17 protein-coding genes are annotated in these 15,958 nt (G+C 39.3%); 11 read left to right on the forward strand and 6 right to left on the reverse strand.

All coding sequences use genetic code 11. The features are described 5' to 3' along the window. The 9 genes from AC4CUZ_RS09200 to AC4CUZ_RS09240 all read left to right on the forward strand — a co-directional run bounded on the left by AC4CUZ_RS09200 (position 1) and on the right by AC4CUZ_RS09240 (position 9,923). Positions 1-2,505, forward strand: coding sequence for a phage tail-collar fiber domain-containing protein (locus AC4CUZ_RS09200; protein WP_490747512.1), 2,505 nt, complete (start codon positions 1-3; stop codon positions 2,503-2,505). Further along, positions 2,505-2,999 carry a hypothetical protein gene (locus AC4CUZ_RS09205; RefSeq protein ID WP_490747513.1) on the forward strand — a complete coding sequence of 165 codons (495 nt, stop codon included), beginning with the start codon at positions 2,505-2,507 and terminating at the stop codon, positions 2,997-2,999. The genes AC4CUZ_RS09200 and AC4CUZ_RS09205 overlap by 1 nt, the downstream gene beginning before the upstream one ends. A gap of 103 nt (positions 3,000-3,102) precedes the next feature. Continuing rightward, positions 3,103-4,275 (forward strand): phage tail sheath protein, encoded by a 1,173-nt coding sequence (locus tag AC4CUZ_RS09210; RefSeq protein WP_490747514.1) that lies wholly within the window; start codon positions 3,103-3,105, stop codon positions 4,273-4,275. Between the two features lie 16 nt (positions 4,276-4,291). Continuing rightward, positions 4,292-4,807 (forward strand): phage major tail tube protein, encoded by a 516-nt coding sequence (locus AC4CUZ_RS09215; protein WP_279732234.1) that lies wholly within the window; start codon positions 4,292-4,294, stop codon positions 4,805-4,807. Positions 4,808-4,881: 74 nt separating this feature from the next. Next, positions 4,882-5,217 carry a phage tail assembly protein gene (locus AC4CUZ_RS09220; protein WP_490747515.1) on the forward strand — a complete coding sequence of 112 codons (336 nt, stop codon included), beginning with the start codon at positions 4,882-4,884 and terminating at the stop codon, positions 5,215-5,217. 26 nt (positions 5,218-5,243) lie between these two features. After that, positions 5,244-5,345 carry a GpE family phage tail protein gene (locus AC4CUZ_RS09225; RefSeq protein ID WP_228259157.1) on the forward strand — a complete coding sequence of 34 codons (102 nt, stop codon included), beginning with the start codon at positions 5,244-5,246 and terminating at the stop codon, positions 5,343-5,345. Beyond that, on the forward strand, positions 5,342-8,014 hold the full coding sequence (locus AC4CUZ_RS09230; RefSeq protein ID WP_490747516.1) for a phage tail tape measure protein: 2,673 nt from the start codon (positions 5,342-5,344) through the stop codon (positions 8,012-8,014). The genes AC4CUZ_RS09225 and AC4CUZ_RS09230 overlap by 4 nt, the downstream gene beginning before the upstream one ends. A gap of 11 nt (positions 8,015-8,025) precedes the next feature. After that, the gene (locus AC4CUZ_RS09235; protein WP_490747517.1) at positions 8,026-8,451 is read left to right on the forward strand and encodes a phage tail protein; all 426 of its coding nucleotides are present in this window, start codon (positions 8,026-8,028) and stop codon (positions 8,449-8,451) included. Beyond that, complete coding sequence (locus AC4CUZ_RS09240; RefSeq protein WP_490747518.1) at positions 8,448-9,923, forward strand: contractile injection system protein, VgrG/Pvc8 family; 1,476 nt, start codon at positions 8,448-8,450, stop codon at positions 9,921-9,923. The genes AC4CUZ_RS09235 and AC4CUZ_RS09240 overlap by 4 nt, the downstream gene beginning before the upstream one ends. Here the strand turns inward: AC4CUZ_RS09240 and AC4CUZ_RS09245 are convergent. Then, positions 9,920-10,726 carry a DNA adenine methylase gene (locus tag AC4CUZ_RS09245; protein WP_490747519.1) on the reverse strand — a complete coding sequence of 269 codons (807 nt, stop codon included), beginning with the start codon at positions 10,724-10,726 and terminating at the stop codon, positions 9,920-9,922. The genes AC4CUZ_RS09240 and AC4CUZ_RS09245 overlap by 4 nt on opposite strands. Beyond that, a complete protein-coding gene (locus AC4CUZ_RS09250) occupies positions 10,689-10,892 on the reverse strand; it encodes a Com family DNA-binding transcriptional regulator (protein ID WP_130234956.1) in 204 nt (67 codons plus the stop codon). Before AC4CUZ_RS09250 ends, AC4CUZ_RS09245 begins: the two co-directional genes overlap by 38 nt. Before the next feature lie 116 nt (positions 10,893-11,008). Here AC4CUZ_RS09250 and AC4CUZ_RS09255 point away from each other — a divergent pair, with 116 nt between their 5' ends. Next, positions 11,009-11,311: an ogr/Delta-like zinc finger family protein gene (locus AC4CUZ_RS09255; RefSeq protein WP_490747520.1), complete on the forward strand. Its 303-nt coding sequence runs from the start codon at positions 11,009-11,011 to the stop codon at positions 11,309-11,311. Between the two features lie 612 nt (positions 11,312-11,923). Next, a complete protein-coding gene (locus AC4CUZ_RS09260) occupies positions 11,924-12,142 on the forward strand; it encodes a hypothetical protein (protein WP_490747521.1) in 219 nt (72 codons plus the stop codon). A gap of 7 nt (positions 12,143-12,149) precedes the next feature. Here AC4CUZ_RS09260 and AC4CUZ_RS09265 read toward each other — a convergent pair whose 3' ends face one another. From AC4CUZ_RS09265 to AC4CUZ_RS09280, 4 genes are all read right to left on the reverse strand, one after another. Beyond that, positions 12,150-13,190, reverse strand: coding sequence for an HNH endonuclease (locus AC4CUZ_RS09265; RefSeq protein ID WP_490747522.1), 1,041 nt, complete (start codon positions 13,188-13,190; stop codon positions 12,150-12,152). Then, positions 13,166-13,750 carry a hypothetical protein gene (locus tag AC4CUZ_RS09270; protein WP_490747523.1) on the reverse strand — a complete coding sequence of 195 codons (585 nt, stop codon included), beginning with the start codon at positions 13,748-13,750 and terminating at the stop codon, positions 13,166-13,168. The genes AC4CUZ_RS09265 and AC4CUZ_RS09270 overlap by 25 nt, the downstream gene beginning before the upstream one ends. A 158-nt stretch (positions 13,751-13,908) precedes the next feature. Continuing rightward, on the reverse strand, positions 13,909-14,679 hold the full coding sequence (locus AC4CUZ_RS09275; protein WP_490747524.1) for a hypothetical protein: 771 nt from the start codon (positions 14,677-14,679) through the stop codon (positions 13,909-13,911). Next, entirely contained in the window at positions 14,672-15,889 is a 1,218-nt protein-coding gene (locus tag AC4CUZ_RS09280; RefSeq protein ID WP_130234961.1) for an AAA family ATPase, read from the reverse strand. Before AC4CUZ_RS09280 ends, AC4CUZ_RS09275 begins: the two co-directional genes overlap by 8 nt. Positions 15,890-15,958 lie beyond the last annotated feature (69 nt).

Here is a 15,958-nt window from a genome sequence, read left to right on the forward strand (position 1 = left end):
ATGGCAGCAACCTATAAAGGTCTTTTGACCAACAATGGTAAAGCACTGATTGCCAGTGCAACCCTCAATAATAAAATCAACTATTCGCATATTGCCGTTGGTGATGGAAATGGATCTGTTCCAAATCCCCTTGAAACACGAACAGCACTGGTGAATGAAAAGGCCCGTATCGCGCTCAATGTGGTAGAGATCAATGCAAACAACACCAATCAAATTATTTGTGAAGCCATTATTCCTTCAAATCTTGGTGGCTTCTACATTCGTGAATTAGGTCTCTATGCTGGCGCAACAATGGTTGTGAACGCCAGTTACCCACCGACCTATAAACCTTTGGTAGATGAAGGTGGTGCACGTGAAATTGCCATCAAATTGGTAATTAACATCCAAAATGCTGAAGTTATTGCCTTGTATTTAGATGACTCTTTGATCTATGCAACTCGATCATGGGTAAATGAAAACTACATTCGACGAAATGAGATAGTCGACAACCTAACAAGTAACGATGCAAATAAACCTATCTCCGCCCGTCAAGCCAAAATCTTACAAGAATCAAAAGTACAACTTGATAATTCACCGACATCTCAAGGGCCCTATGTCTCTTGGAACAAGAGCGAAGGTCAGGGAGAAACTGACTTTATTAATCATCGTGGTCAAGGTGGTGGGGGTTTTAATTTTTATAATGGTGATAATAATAACTTTAATCTGATTGCATATATTGATGGTAGCGGTACATTCACTCCGTTAAATGGGATGAGTGGCAATGCTTCAACAGCAACCCAACTTAAAACCGCACGAAAGATTAACAACGTTGAATTTGATGGCTCAAAAGACATCACCATTAAAGATGACACCAAGCTACCTTTATCGGGCGGGGAAATTACAGGCGACTTAGTCATTGGTGGCACCATCACTGTTTCAAATATTGGCGATCAAACGGGTGCATTTAAGAAACTGATACAGGCTTACACGACCACGGATGGCGGGTACTTGGCTGTGGGCAACACTGGGCAAGATAGAGGTTTTGTTGAAATTGGGACCACAGATGACAATGATGCTGAGATCTACGCCACCCAACGAGATGTATCAAGCAACATAATCCGTAGAGCAATATTATTGGATGGTGTCGGTAATACATCTTTTCCTGAACATGTATATGCCAAAACATTCAATGGTGGCTTGAATGGTAATTCTTCTACAACAAGCAAATTACAAACGGCTCGAGACGTTAGCTTTTCAGGTGCAGCGACAGGTTCATTCAATTTTGATGGCTCTGCCAATTCATCCTGCATTCTCACCTTAGCCAATTCAGGTGTGGTGGCAAATACTTATGGATCAATGCTAAAAATTCCTGTACTTACCGTAAATGCCAAAGGTCTGATTACAGGGGTGTCAGAACAAAATCTTCCTATTGTTGATGACCTAACCACGGATGATGGAAATAAACTTCTGTCAGCCCGACAAGGTAAAAAATTACAGGATGAAAAGTTTCCGCTCACTGGAGGCACTTTAAATGGAAGTATGAAAGCCATTACGCTTTGTGCAAATGGTCAAGCGGATTACACACCATCACAACAGGGGGCATATTTATCATGGAACAGAACCGCTGGCCTAGGCAAAACTGACTTTATTAACCATAAAGGAGGTGGCGGTGGTGGCTTCGATTGGTGGAATGGCAATCAAGATAACTACACCTGCGTAATGACGTTAAACAGCGATGGCTCCTTAGATGTCTCTGGTGGATTGAACAGTAACGCAGCAACAGCAACTAAACTCAAAACACCGAGAACTATTTTTGGTCAGACATTTGATGGTTTAAATGATGTGGGCGGAACGGTTACAGCCTCTACAGGCCTCGTGCAATCCGATGATGAAAATCACTATATAGATATGGGCCGTGATGGTCTTGATCGGATGAGCTTCTACAACTATGGCGCTGTTTTCAATTTCATAGATTCTCGGAATGGGAATGTGGTCGCCCGTATTACATCAAACGGTATTGATTGTAATTCGGCAACGACCAACAAGCTAAAAACTCCAAGAAACATTGCCTTATCTGGTGCTGTTTCAGGAAATGCTAATTTTGATGGCTCAGGAAATGTTGAGATAGTTACATCCCCTAATACAAATAGTTTGAGGGTAGTGGAAGGAAATGGTTACACCATCACCTATGATGATGCTCGCCGCATAGCCATTGTTCAGATGACGTTGTGGACAAATAAAAGTGTAGCTTCACAAACACTCTATGAAACATTGACTTCCAATCGACATCAAATTTATTCACTTCCAATCATGCTTAAGAAGCGAATATCTGCTGATGTTCAGCTAAGTGAAGAAGGTGCAACTGCACTCTATGTTCATGAAGCAGGAGAATGGCTTAAATATGTAATGCCTGATGGCTACCGTAGTCATGATGCTACATCGAAATTATTTACTAAATTTGTACGATGGTCAGGATCAGATGATGAACCAGTATCGGCTATTGCTACTGTTGTAGGGATTTTCTAATGAGTAAACTATATTATTTTGTGAATACTGAATTGCAATCTTTAGATATTCGTATAACTGAAGATTTACTGGGTGATCAAGAAATTACACAAGAAAAGCATAGCCAACTTTTCAAGGCACTAAACAACCAGTGTGCCATTTTAAGTGATCTTACCGTATCGGCCCCACGTCCGTCGGCTTATCATGTTTGGGATGGAACAAGCTGGATCGATAATCGAACTGAGGAAGAAAAGCATACGACCTATCTTTCACAATTCATCTCTTTAACCCGTCGTCAGTTTAAACTGGCGCTTTTAGAAAATGGCTTGCTGGATACTGTTGAACAGATGATTGAATCCATCGAAGATCCAACAGTTAAAGCGCGTATCAAAATTGAATACATTGAATCGGAGCGTTTTGAACGGAGCAATGAATCGGTGCAATACATGCTTGAAGCACTGGATTTGACTACAAATCAAGTGGATGAGATGTGGCGTTATGCCATGACGCTGTAATTTTTTTGTATATAAGGCATATACAATTTTAATAGACTGACAAAAAAATCCCAATTTGTAAGCCTGTGATCTGAAAACATTACAACAGATCACAGGCTTTTTTATGGCTACAGATTCTTATCATCATGGAGTACGAGTCCATGAACTCAATGCAGGTACTCGTCCTATCCGAACCGTATCCACTGCGGTCATTGGACTCATTGCTACAGGTTCAGATGCAGATGCAACAACATTTCCGCTGGATAAACCCGTATTAATTACCAACATTCAAGCTGCTATTGGAAACGCAGGTACACAAGGGACACTTGCACGTTCATTACAGGCCATTGTCGATCAGACCAATGCTGTAGTCGTCGTTGTGCGTGTCGATCAAAAAACAGATGAAGCAGAGCAAACCACTGCTGTTATTGGTGGAACGGTAAACGGCAAATACACGGGCATGAAAGCCTTGCTGACGGCAGAACAACATCTAGGTGTAAAACCGCGAATTTTAGGTGCACCAGGACTCGATACTGCAGCTGTCACTGCAGCTCTAGGTGGAATTGCTGAAAAGCTACGTGCGTTTAACTATGTATCTGCACATGGTTGTGAAACCAAAGAAGAAGCGGTCGCTTACCGCGATGCGATTGGCTCACGCGAAACCATGCTTATTTGGCCAGACTTTTTAGGGTGGGACACGGTCAGTTCATCGACCAAGACCTTTGAGTCTACAGCTCGCGCACTCGGCTTACGCGCAAAAATCGACAACGATATTGGCTGGCACAAAACCTTATCAAACGTTCCAGTCAATGGCGTTACTGGTATTTCCAAAGACGTGTTCTGGCAACTTCAAAGCATGGATACAGATGCAGGTTATCTCAACAGCAATGAAGTCACGACCTTAATTCAAAGTAACGGCCTTCGCTTTTGGGGTTCTCGTACTTGTACTGATGATCCACTTTTTGCTTTTGAAAACTCCACGCGAACATCACAAGTTCTTTCGGACACGATGGCTGAAGGGCACATGTGGGCAGTGGATAAACCACTACATCCAAGTCTGGCCCGAGACATTGTCGAAGGGATCAATGCCAAATTCCGTGATCTGAAAACGCAAGGTTACATCATCGATGGAGAGTGTTGGTTTGATGACTCAGTCAACAGTAAAGAAACCCTCAAAAGTGGTCGACTCATTTTGGACTATGACTACACAACAGTCCCACCACTGGAAGATTTAACCCTACGTCAGCGTATCACAGACAAATATTTGGCTGACTTTGCTTCACGTATGACGGCATAAAAAGGATAAAAACAGCATGGCTTTACCCAAAAAATTAAAAATGATGGATCTGTTTAACGAAGGTAATTCTTACCTTGGCCAAACAGGTGAAGTCACTATTCCAAAGCTAGTCCGCAAATTTGAAGACTGGCGTGGTGGCGGTATGAATGGCAACGTCAAAATCGATTTAGGTTTGGGTGATGACGCAACCGAGTTCAACTGGAAATTGGGCGGTATTGACGGACTCGTTATCGAACAGTTTGGCGCAACAACGGTTGGTGCACACATGTTGCGTTTCACAGGTTCATATCAGCGCGATGACACAGGCGAAACTACAGCGGTCGAAATAGTGGTTCGTGGCCGTCATGAAGAAATTGATTTCGGAAACCAAAAAGCAGGGGATGACACTGAAACCTCAATCAAAACCATCTGGTCTTATTACAAGTTATCGATCGATGGTGTTGAGAAAATTTTGATTGATATTCCGAACATGATTGAACGTGTCAACGGTGTAGATCTACTTGAAAAACACCGCGCCAATATTGGCCATTAATTTTCCTACCCTTCTGTAGTTCAGTGCTGCAGGAGGTTTTTTTATATCTCTTTTTCTATTAAGGAATGTTTACATTGAAAACTTTAGCGCAACAAGAAAACACCGCAGCGATTGACCCAGATATTCAAACTGTCGATCTCGAAAGCCCAATCATGATGGGAACACTTGAAATCAATTCAATCGAAATCCGAAAACCAAATGTCACTGCACTTCAGGGCGTGAAAATTGCCGATCTTTTAAATGGTGATGTCACCGCTATTTGTAACGTTATTCCACGTGTGTCCACACCCACATTGACCAAGTCTCAAATTAACCAGTTAGATCCTGCAGATCTCGTGCAAATCGGTGGGGTACTCGTGCTTTTTTTGCAACCGAAATCAGTGCGTGTAGAACACTTACGCCAACAGTAGACGACGCGATTTCAAACATTGCGGTGGTGTTCCACTGGCCACCGCAAGCTTATGCCGATATGACACTTAGTCAAATGATGCAATGGCATCAAAAAGCCATTGAACGTAATGGGTCAGATGCCGAATGAAAAAATTAAGATTAGAGGTTCTTTTTGGGGGGAGAGATAAACTTAGTCCTGCTCTTAAAATCATCGCTGGTAGCAGTAATGCTGCCAGTGTTGCATTAAAAAAAACCAATGACCAATTGAAAGACCTTGAAACCCAACAGAAAAAACTTGCGACTTTTAAAAAGCTAAAGGATGACGTTAAACAGGCGTCACAAGAATTAGAACGCCATAAAAAAACAGTTCAGTCACTTAAACAACAATTGGCCACCAATCCAAACTCCAAACTTTCATCAGAACTTAAAAAGACTGAAGCAGAAGTTAAACGTCTAAATAAAGTCGTCACAGAAGGTCGACCAAAGCTCATTCAGCTTCGTCAGGAACTGAATAATGCAGGATTAAAATCAACCAATCTTGGTCAGCACCAGGAAGAACTTAAAAACAAAATTAAGAGCACAAACACCGAGATTGATCGCCAAAGAAACCATTTGAAGTCTTTAAACGGTCTTCAGACGAATAGTCAAAAGTGGATTGGTCATACAAAAACGGCTGCTATGTATGGTGCAGGAGCAGCAGCAACGGGTGTTGGTGCACTTTATGCCATGCGTAAGCCGATTGACGAAACCAAACGCATGGACATTACAGAAAATCGTATTGGTGCTTTGGGTTTAGGTAAAGACGCCACCCAAGAAGCCACTAAATATGCTCGTGCAATGGAAACCTTTGGTACATCCACTTTAGACAACATGGGGTTAATGTTAGATGGCGTCACGGCATTTGCAGACGTACATCATGCCAAAATGGTCGCTCCTACGTTGGCAAAAATGAAATTTGGTAATGAAGCCATGTTCGGTGCAGAGCAGGGAGCTGAAAACGAACGTTTATTCATGGACATGCTTAAAGTCATTGAACTTCGGAATGGTTTAAAAAGTGAAGCAGCCTTCAACAAACAAGCCAATATTATTCAACAAGTGGTTACGGCTACGGGTGGACGTGTTCAAGCACCTGAATGGCTAAATGCAATTAAAACAGGTGGTATTGCGGTTAAAGGACTTACAGATGAAGCCTTCTATTACAAAATGGAGCCGATTGTTCAGGAGTTAGGCGGACATAGATATGGTACTGCTGCGATGTCAGCCTATCAGAATATTTATCAAGGTCGAACCACCAAACGTGCAGCAAATAACATGGAACGTCTTGGTTTAATCGCAGATCCAAGCAAATTAAAACATGATAAAGCTGGCCAGATTTCATTCCTTGACGTTGGCGCAATTAAAGGTGCAGACCTATTCAAGAAAGACCAGTTCGCTTGGATGGAAAAAGTGTTACTGCCTGAATTGGCAAAAAAGGGTATTACTGAGAGAGGTCAAATTCATGATGCTATCGGCAGTATTTTTACAAACCGTACGGCCTCAAGCCTGTTTTCTACAATGTACGATCAACGTGAGCAAATTCATAAAAATGCCAAGTTGAATGCAGGGGCAGAAAATATCGATCAGTTAAGTGATCGAGCAAAAAACACCACAACGGGTAAAGAAATTGAAGCCAAAGCCAAACTGCATGATGCTTATCTCAAATTCGGTACCACGATTCTCCCTGTCTATACCAACGCGATTGAAATCGCCACAGATGCGTTACAGGGCTTTAATGGCTGGATGGAACGTAATCCAACACTCGCCAAAATGTTAGGTGTTGGCTTATTGGGTATAGCAGCAAGTCTTGTCGTCATTGGTGGGGCGCTGTTGGTGTTTTCCCCACTGATTATAGGGATGTTAAGTCTACGGCTCATCATGGCTTCAACAGCGACTGGTGGGACAGCCTTAGCAACTGTATTTAGCAAAGTTCCGACTGTATTTGGCTTTCTTAAAACAGCTATTTTCGGTGTCGGTCGTATGTTCTTGTGGTTAAGCCGTGCATTGCTCATGAATCCTATTGGTCTAATCATTACTGCGATCGCAGTTGGGGCATATCTCATTTATAAAAACTGGGGAAGCATTGGACCGTGGTTTTTGGAAAAGTGGAATGCAATTAAAACAGGTGCAGCAAATGCATGGCAGGAGATCAAAACTGGATTTAGCTCAGGCATCTTAGGCATTTCTTCCACTATTTTAAATTGGTCACCTCTAGGATTGTTCTATCGGGCATTTGCAGCCGTATTAAGTTGGTTTGGCATTGAATTACCGCAAAAATTTACAGGCTTTGGCGGCATGCTTATTGATGGGCTCATTAACGGGATTAAAGCGGGCTTTAACAAGCTTAAATCGGTGTGGAGTGAAGTCACCAACTATATTCCCTCATATTTCAAACAGGAACAAAAAATTAGAAGTCCATCACGTGTCATGGCTGCATTAGGTGGCCATGTCATGGGAGGACTTCGTGTTGGACTAGAACAAGGCTTTCCTGGTCTCAAAGAAAAATTCAATCAAGTGTTGAACGTCTTTAATCCTAATTCTCACACTGCACTTGAGAAAATTAATGTTGCACCGGCTTTAGCAAAAATTAATCCGGTGCAAAGACTTTCAAGTACAAACCGTGGTGATGTCATCGTTCAAGGCGACACCATTACCATCCAAATTACTGCTGCACCAGGACAAACCATTCAACAACTGCAAAACATGATTGAGGGCGTGTTGAATCGTCGTGATCAGCAAAAGCAAGCGCGTGTTCGTAGCAGTTATATGGACGATGAATAGGAATTTACCCAATGATGATGATTTTAGGCATGTTTGTATTTTCTATTCCAACAGCCACATATCAAAGCTTACAACGAAGTACGGCATGGAATCATGCAAGTAATAGCCGTGTTGGAAGCATGCCCGCGTATCAGTACGTGGGCAAAGGGGAAGACACCATCACACTGGAAGGTTCAATTGTTCCCGAGTTTGGCCAACAGCTATCAATTACTGCATTGCGTGTGATGGGGGACACAGGCAAGTCCTTTCCCCTCATTGCGGGTAATGGGAAAATTTATGGGATTTGGAAATTAGATTCGGTCGACGAGACACAAACTTATTTCTTCAAAGATGGTCTGCCCAAAAAGGTTGAATTCTCTTTAAAGCTCACCAAAACCCAAACGGCAGGAACTTTGATGGGGAACGTCTTGGGTAGCATTGTAGGTAAAGTCTTATGAATCTGATGAATGAACTTGATGATAGCTATCCACACGCCATCTTTAGACTATTGGTCGATGGAGTCGACATCGGCACCAAATTTCAGGATCGGCTCAATAGCCTAACGATTACAGATAATCGGGGTATGGAAAGTGACGCGCTCGAGGTAACGCTTTCAGATCATGACGGCTTATTGAACCTACCACCAAAAGATGCTGTGATTCAGGCATGGATCGGTTGGAGCAATACAGGCTTAGTCTATAAAGGCTTGTACAAAGTGAAGGAGGTCGAACATTCAGGAGCACCCGATATTTTGACCATTCGTGCCTCCAGTGCCGACCTAAAATCAGGTCTAAAACAGAAAAAGGAACGTAGCTTCAGTAACGTCACTTTAGAAGCTGTATTACAGGCAATCGCTTTCCAACATGAGCTTGATTTATCGGTGCACCAATCACTGGCCAAACATCAAATTATCAATTTGATCCAAAATGAATCCGATGCAAATTTACTGACGCGACTGGCAGATGAACATGATGCAATGGCATCAATTAAAAACGGCAAATTACTATTTATGCCCAAAGGTGCTTCTCAGACTATCTCTGGCCAAGACCTTCCAACATATTTAATTACCCGCGATAAAGGGGACAGCCACCGCTATAGCAATACCGATGGCGGTGATGAAATTACTGCAGTACGTGCGTTTTATTATGATGCTGTACAAGGGAAAAAGCTTGAAGTCGTTTATGGTGATGCCAGTAACCAAAACATCAAAGAACTTCGCCATATTCACCAAGACAAACAATCGGCAACTTTGGTGGCTAAAGCAAAACTAGCAGACCTTAAACGTACATCGCTGACCTTCAGCTATAACTTAGCCTATGGCAATCCAGACCTGATTCCTGAAATGACTTTTCTATTTGATGGTCTAAAGGAACAAATAGATGAGATCTATTGGCTCGGTACACGCATCACTCATAGCATAGACGCCAGTAATGGTTTTACCACAGCCCTAGAACTTGAGGTATTTTGCCCAGATGTTGACGATGTGTCTGAGTTATTTGAAGATCAGTTTGAATCTGAAAAAGATAAAAAATGGACAGGTGTTGTGGTCTATTACCAGTCTGGGAACAAAGCCGTTGCGCTGACAAAGGGGGATCAATCTAACCCCAAACATTTCACCTATTTGTATGTGAACAAAGAGGCAGCTCAAGCGCGACTAGATCGCGAGTATGCATTGCTAGATCTAGAAACAGGTAAATTCTCAGCGCATAACGAATTAGAGGTGAAACCTTACACAGGGCTTAAAGCCCAATATACGATCGGAAAAAGAATTGCACCGCGTTACTGGGTAACATTAGGCGACCAAACCAACCCTAAAGTGATTAACAAGGTGTACCAAAGTAAAAAAGCCGCAGAACAACGTTTAAAAAATGAAATGCCACGGCTCAATGCTAAAAAGGATATGTTGCAACAAGTCAAAGAGACTGCTTAAAAATTGGTGATGATCAACTCATTGCCATTATGCTCTTCATGCGCTGCTTTGCTATTCACAGACCAACGAATCTTTTTATGCTGGATTTTATAGTCTTTGAATAGCGCTCTGACCTCAGGTGTATCGTTCAAACTGAGAATAAATTTGCCCTGAATTTTATCAAGGTAATCCTTCAAATCATAAAAGTCCTGTTTAGACCAAATCCCTTTGCCATAAGCATTTTCGCAGTCCCAATAGGGCGGGTCTAAATAAAATAGCGTTTCGGGTCCATCGACACGTTTGAGGACGTAATCATAACTCGCATTTTCAATCACAACATTCTGCAGCCGGGTGTGAATTGAAACCAAATGCTCGCGCAACTCTTCCCCAAGTTTTAAACGGCTTTTTCGGTCACGGCTATATGAAAATGAACCATCTAACTGGCAACCAAAGGCAGCACGAAGCAAATAATAAAATTTAGCTGCTCGTTGAATATCTGTCAGTCCACGATCGTTCTTTTTCATTTCATTGAACAACGTACGTGAGAAAAGGGTGTTTTCAAACTCGTCCAAGAATGCTTCAAAGTGATATTTCAGCACACGGTATAAATTGATTAAGTCGTCATTAACGTCATTAATCACTTCAACTGGAGAAGCCGTTTTTTTAAAGAGAACCCATCCAGCACCACCAAATACTTCAACATAGGTTTTATGTTCAGGCATTAACTCAATAATGGTTCGTGCAAGTTGAGATTTACCACCCAGCCAGCCAGAAAAGCTGTGGCCTTTAGGATTGTATTGCGGAATTACAGAAGTGTTTGTCATCGATCTTACCTGTGTCGATTTGACGCTCTGGGCGTTCAGGTAAGGCACTCAGGGTGCTCTGAAATGTATTTAACGTTTTACAGCGTGGGCATTTAATTTCTAATGCATCAAAAGCCCCAACTTTAGCCAGTAGCTTAAAACAGCATTGGCATTTCAAATTTTGCATAAGTTTTTTCTACATGAGCAAAACAGGCGAAATCTTATTAAAATTCAACAAAAAGAACAAATATTTATTCTTTTATTTTAGAATGGTGAAAAATATATTCTTAATCTGGGGTGAGTATGACGGCTGTAAGTTTCAATAAAACCAACGCGGACAGTTCACGGCCAAGAATGATCTGTCCTCATTGTAAGGTGACCAACTTAAAAATAAGAAGCAGCGAACAAAAACACCCACTCCTTAAAGAAATTCGACTGCAGTGTCCAAATATTCTTTGCAGTTTTTCTTGTGTCGGCAATATCGAACTGACTTACGTCATTTCTCCAAGTGCAACGCCCGATCCATCTATTCGCCTACCAACCATTCAAGAGTTAAAAGAGCTCAAAGCAGCAAATGACGATTGTGTAGAGCCTAGAAATGATTGATCGCCTATGCATTAACTTTTCGGCAAATAACAGCCTTTCTGTAGGTGCAATGGATTTTAGTACAGGAAAGGATTTTTCAGTCCTATCAATTGTCCAAAAACGAGAAGGGACTGCACTTGAACTTATCTGCCACCACTCAGTCGAAACATCTGTGAACTTTAGTTTAAGTCATTCCAGCACCAAATTATTCACTCAGTTTCTAAATCGCCATTTATTGGCGGGGACATATATTTCTACTTTAAAGGGCACTCATTATGGCCAAATGTAATATTTGTGGAACACGTACTTGGTTTTTTGAAACTCATCGTTGCAAAGCTAAACCAAAACAAGAGATCGGCCGACAAACTACGTCTGTTCGATCTCCTTCCGAAAGAAGGCTTACAAGTATCGATACAACTGATCTTTATTTGGTACAACAACAGCAAAATCTAATTAATTCAGTCGTCAGTGAGCCTGAACCATGTCGAATGACTTCTGATTTTCATCGTCCTATTCAGAATTATGCCCCAGACACCTCATATACTCCTCCAACATATTCGAGTGAATGTAGCTCCTCGAGCAGTTGGGACAGCGGATCAGGTTCATCCAGTAGTAGTTATTCAGGGGATTAATATGAATCCAGAACAACTCTTTGAACTATTTTATAAAAGTATTCGTGAAGATATGAATCCATGCGGATTAAGACACCACAATGGTATGTATCAATGGTGGCACGAAAGGTTCATGAATGCATTTTATGGAATTCAAGAGCCTCACAATTTAAGAAGCTGGGCTGAAGCACCGCAGATGTGGTTGGCAGGGTATAGAGAAAACGAAGGTCACATTGAGTGACCTTTTTTTATTTTGATTTCTGTAGCTGAAAGATAGTTTTTTCTGGGCGTTTTTCTGTATTACTCATATCTAAAGCAGTTCTAATAGCACCTGTTTTATTTATAGCTAAATCTGACAACAATGGAAATATAAAATTCTTGTATGGAGATTTATTTTTAATTTTTTTTAAAGTTGCATCTGATAAAAGTGGAATATCAAATAACACGTTTCCAAAACCAATAAGTGCAAAGTAATCATAATTATTTCTTTTAAACAATATATTGCTTAAAGTTCTTTTTTTCCTAAATACATTTAAAACTAAATTGTCTGGGTGGATTGTTGGAAGAATAGTTTGATACATTATTAATTTGTTTAAGAATTTAATATTATAATCTTCGGTGTTGATCCAACTTCTCAAAAGCGTAAAATCTTTTCTATATTTTGGCGGAATTACTCCATAAACCGTTTTCATGAAAGCTTTATATACATCTGAATCTCTATAGATAGTTTCAAAGTTAAGAGATATTTCCCCAGCTCCATGTTCCTTTAAAATATCTTCAGATCGTTCACCAGTTATCTCTAACGACATTTCATGATCATTTTTTCTCATTTGCATAAATGCCTTTTGGCTTTTAGCTTGATATTTTAGGTAGTTGGGTTTGTGTTTATTTCTAGTTTTATAACCATTCATCACTCTAAATTTCTCAGAAAACCTCGCAAGCTCCGTCTCTAAAGTATCCCCAAATTTTTTATTACATGCCGTACATTCCTCCCGGTGCATTAAAAATTTATTTCCTAATAAATAAGGAATGACATGAGCATCATCTTTAAAAATTGCTAAGGGCTCTTTCTTTAAGCAGAAAATACAAGTGAGATCCTCATCAGGAATTTTATAAAGAGGCTTAATTTCTTCTAGATCCATGAAATCCGCATATGAAAACAAAATTTCATAAGAGTTAATGATTTTTGAGAAATGACTACTTCTTTTGTATTCAAATTTTTTGATGTTAATTAATTGGTGTAAATTTTGCCCAATTTTTTTAATCATCTCACCACCTGATAACGACACATAGACTCGCCACATCGTGCATGATTAACCGCTGTACCATCCTCAAAAGTCATTGCATCTATATCCGAGCCTTTAACTATACTTGAATATAAACCAGCTCCGATTTCTCCACCCAATAAAGCTCTGGTGATACGTTGGCCATCGTCAAATACGGCATAAGCTTTTTGCGGATTACCAGCATCATACTTCCATGCTACATCTACAAACTCACGGCTTAAACTCAGTTCCAAACCATTACGTTGATCTTCACTGAAGTAATATGTTGTCATTGGCTCACCATTTTGGTTAGCACCAGACTCTTTTTCAACGACAGGCAAGCCAACCGAAGCAATAATTTCTTCATCATTTTTTAGGTCAACTCTTGCTACTGGAGAAGTGAAGTCCACTGCAGGGAGTTCAAACTGCGGTCGGTCTTGTTCTTCTTGTTCAGCTATATTTTTTTCAATTTCAGTTTGCTTTTTATCGAACTCTGCTTGTGCCGTATCAGTGGCATTTTGAGGTTCATTTGAACATGCTGTTAATGTTAAAAGTGAAATAATTAGAGGGTAAATTCTTTTCATAATGAATAGTTTATTAAAAATAATACCCCGCTATGTTGCCATAACATCTTAAAATCATCAAATGCTAAAGATATTAGTTATATCAAAGTTAAATGTTGAGAATTTAATAATTGAAATTTTTAGAATTAAAAAACCACTCAATTAGAGTGATTAAAAGGTTATTTACACTTGCGGAGGTTTACTAAATTATCCACTTTTTGGAATATCTGACTAAGGCAACTTCCTTTGTGTTTACATACACTTTCGATTATGGCATTAGTTCCGTAACCATCTCTCTTATCAAAACCGTCACGCTTATTCATAACTCGCTTGTAAAACTGTAAGAGTGTCTTTCCACGCAAAAGCTGAGGATATTCCGTTTGTAGTCTGGCTAACACAGCTGTTGGAAAAGTTTCACCAGCCTGTGGTGCAGTATGTATGTCAGCTTGGTTAAACAAGTTTTCAATGTGCATAGATAGGTTGAGAGGTAAATTACCATTCAAAATTCTATCCATCTCTAAAGCATACCAATGTAATACAGTAGGTAACTCTTCATTGAATACAACAGCATTTTTGGTTTTCATGTCATTCTCAAGATTACCATCAATAAAGATGTCATTTTCAAAAGAATAACCATGGGTACAAATAATACGATCATGTATGTAATTGCTATCAATACCTTTTATTACCCACTGATCCTTATCGACTATAAATATAGTGCGTTGTAGATGAGGAGTCGCTTTAAGCCTATTGAATATACCAAGGACAGTATTTCTTCCATGTACAGGTAGAACATCAACCATTGGTTCATGATCTTCGTAAATCTGTTCGAATTCGGTATAAACGAGTAAGTCATCTTTACCTTCAATAACAATACTGAAAAGATCTGAACGTTCAATTTGTGCAGCAAAAGCTTCAATTTTATCTTGTTCTTCTACAACTTCACTCATGATTAACTTTCTCGTTACCACGCTCAAACTTAGGATGTACACAAAGCTCTTTGTCGGGATACTTACTATAGATAAATGGTGAGTGAGTAGTAATAATAAATTGATTACTTGGATTTTGTTTCATTAAAATTCTAAATAAAATACGTTGCCAATCTGCATGTAAACTATTTTCTGGTTCATCTATAAAGAAGATCGTATCATCAAAAAAAGAATTATAACTAATTAGAGTTAATATCTGTTTTTCACCAGATGATAAGACGTTTATATCAAATAGTTTTTCAGGTAAGTTTAGACCTAATAAAGTTTTTAACTTGCTTTCTCTAACTTTACTTTCAAATCTATTATCAGAAAATTGAACTTTATTACCAAAGTGGAATTCATAGTTTTTAAGAAAAAACTTCATTGAATCTTCAAACCTTTTTAAAGGTTTTTTTATTAAATCAATTTTTTCTTTGATTGAATCAAGATCTTTTTGCAGAGCATTAAGCTGATTTAGTGCATTTGATGAAATACTATTATCATTTTTATTATTTAATCCATCAAAAAATGTTTGAGATTTTAATCGACTTTCAGCCTGTAAAGGTTGAGTTAAAGACATAATCTCTGCATATTTACTAATGAGTAATTCATTTATATATGAGGATGACACTGACGTAATAAATCTATGATCTTTATTAGATAGTTTATTAGACAATATTCTGAAGTCATTTACTAAATCAATTGTATCTGGTGTTTTTTGACTATTATTTATGAGTAAATGTTGGAAAAGCTCATGTTTTATGTCGTACTTTTCTGTACTAAATCCACCTTCAATCATTCGGAAAGTTGGGAAAAAATATGAGCTACTTATATATTTAGTAATAATATGTTTAGTGTGTTGATTTATTGAGTCAACATCAATGTTTGAAATTTCTTCGCTTAAACTTGTTTTATCTTTATAAGTAAAAAAAGTTTCATACGGGTAGTCCTGATCATCATTTACAATGACAGATAATGTATAAACGTCTGTTTCTAATGTTGCTTTTTTGAATGGCACTTCTATCAGAGCTTTTTCTAAATTGCCGCTAATAAAATACCAAATAAGTTTTAAGATTGTAGTTTTACCAGCACCATTCTTCCCTGAAATAATATTCAAATCATCATTAAAATGTAAAGAAAATGGCTCGCGTTTACTATGTAAGCCTTCAATGTAGATTGATTGGATTTTCATAAAGAGTCTCTGTAAATCCTAAATGTATTTTTATTTAAAGTATGAGCGATGAATAGTGTAAATGAATGG

This window comes from Acinetobacter sp. 789_lipA, from assembly GCF_058242845.1.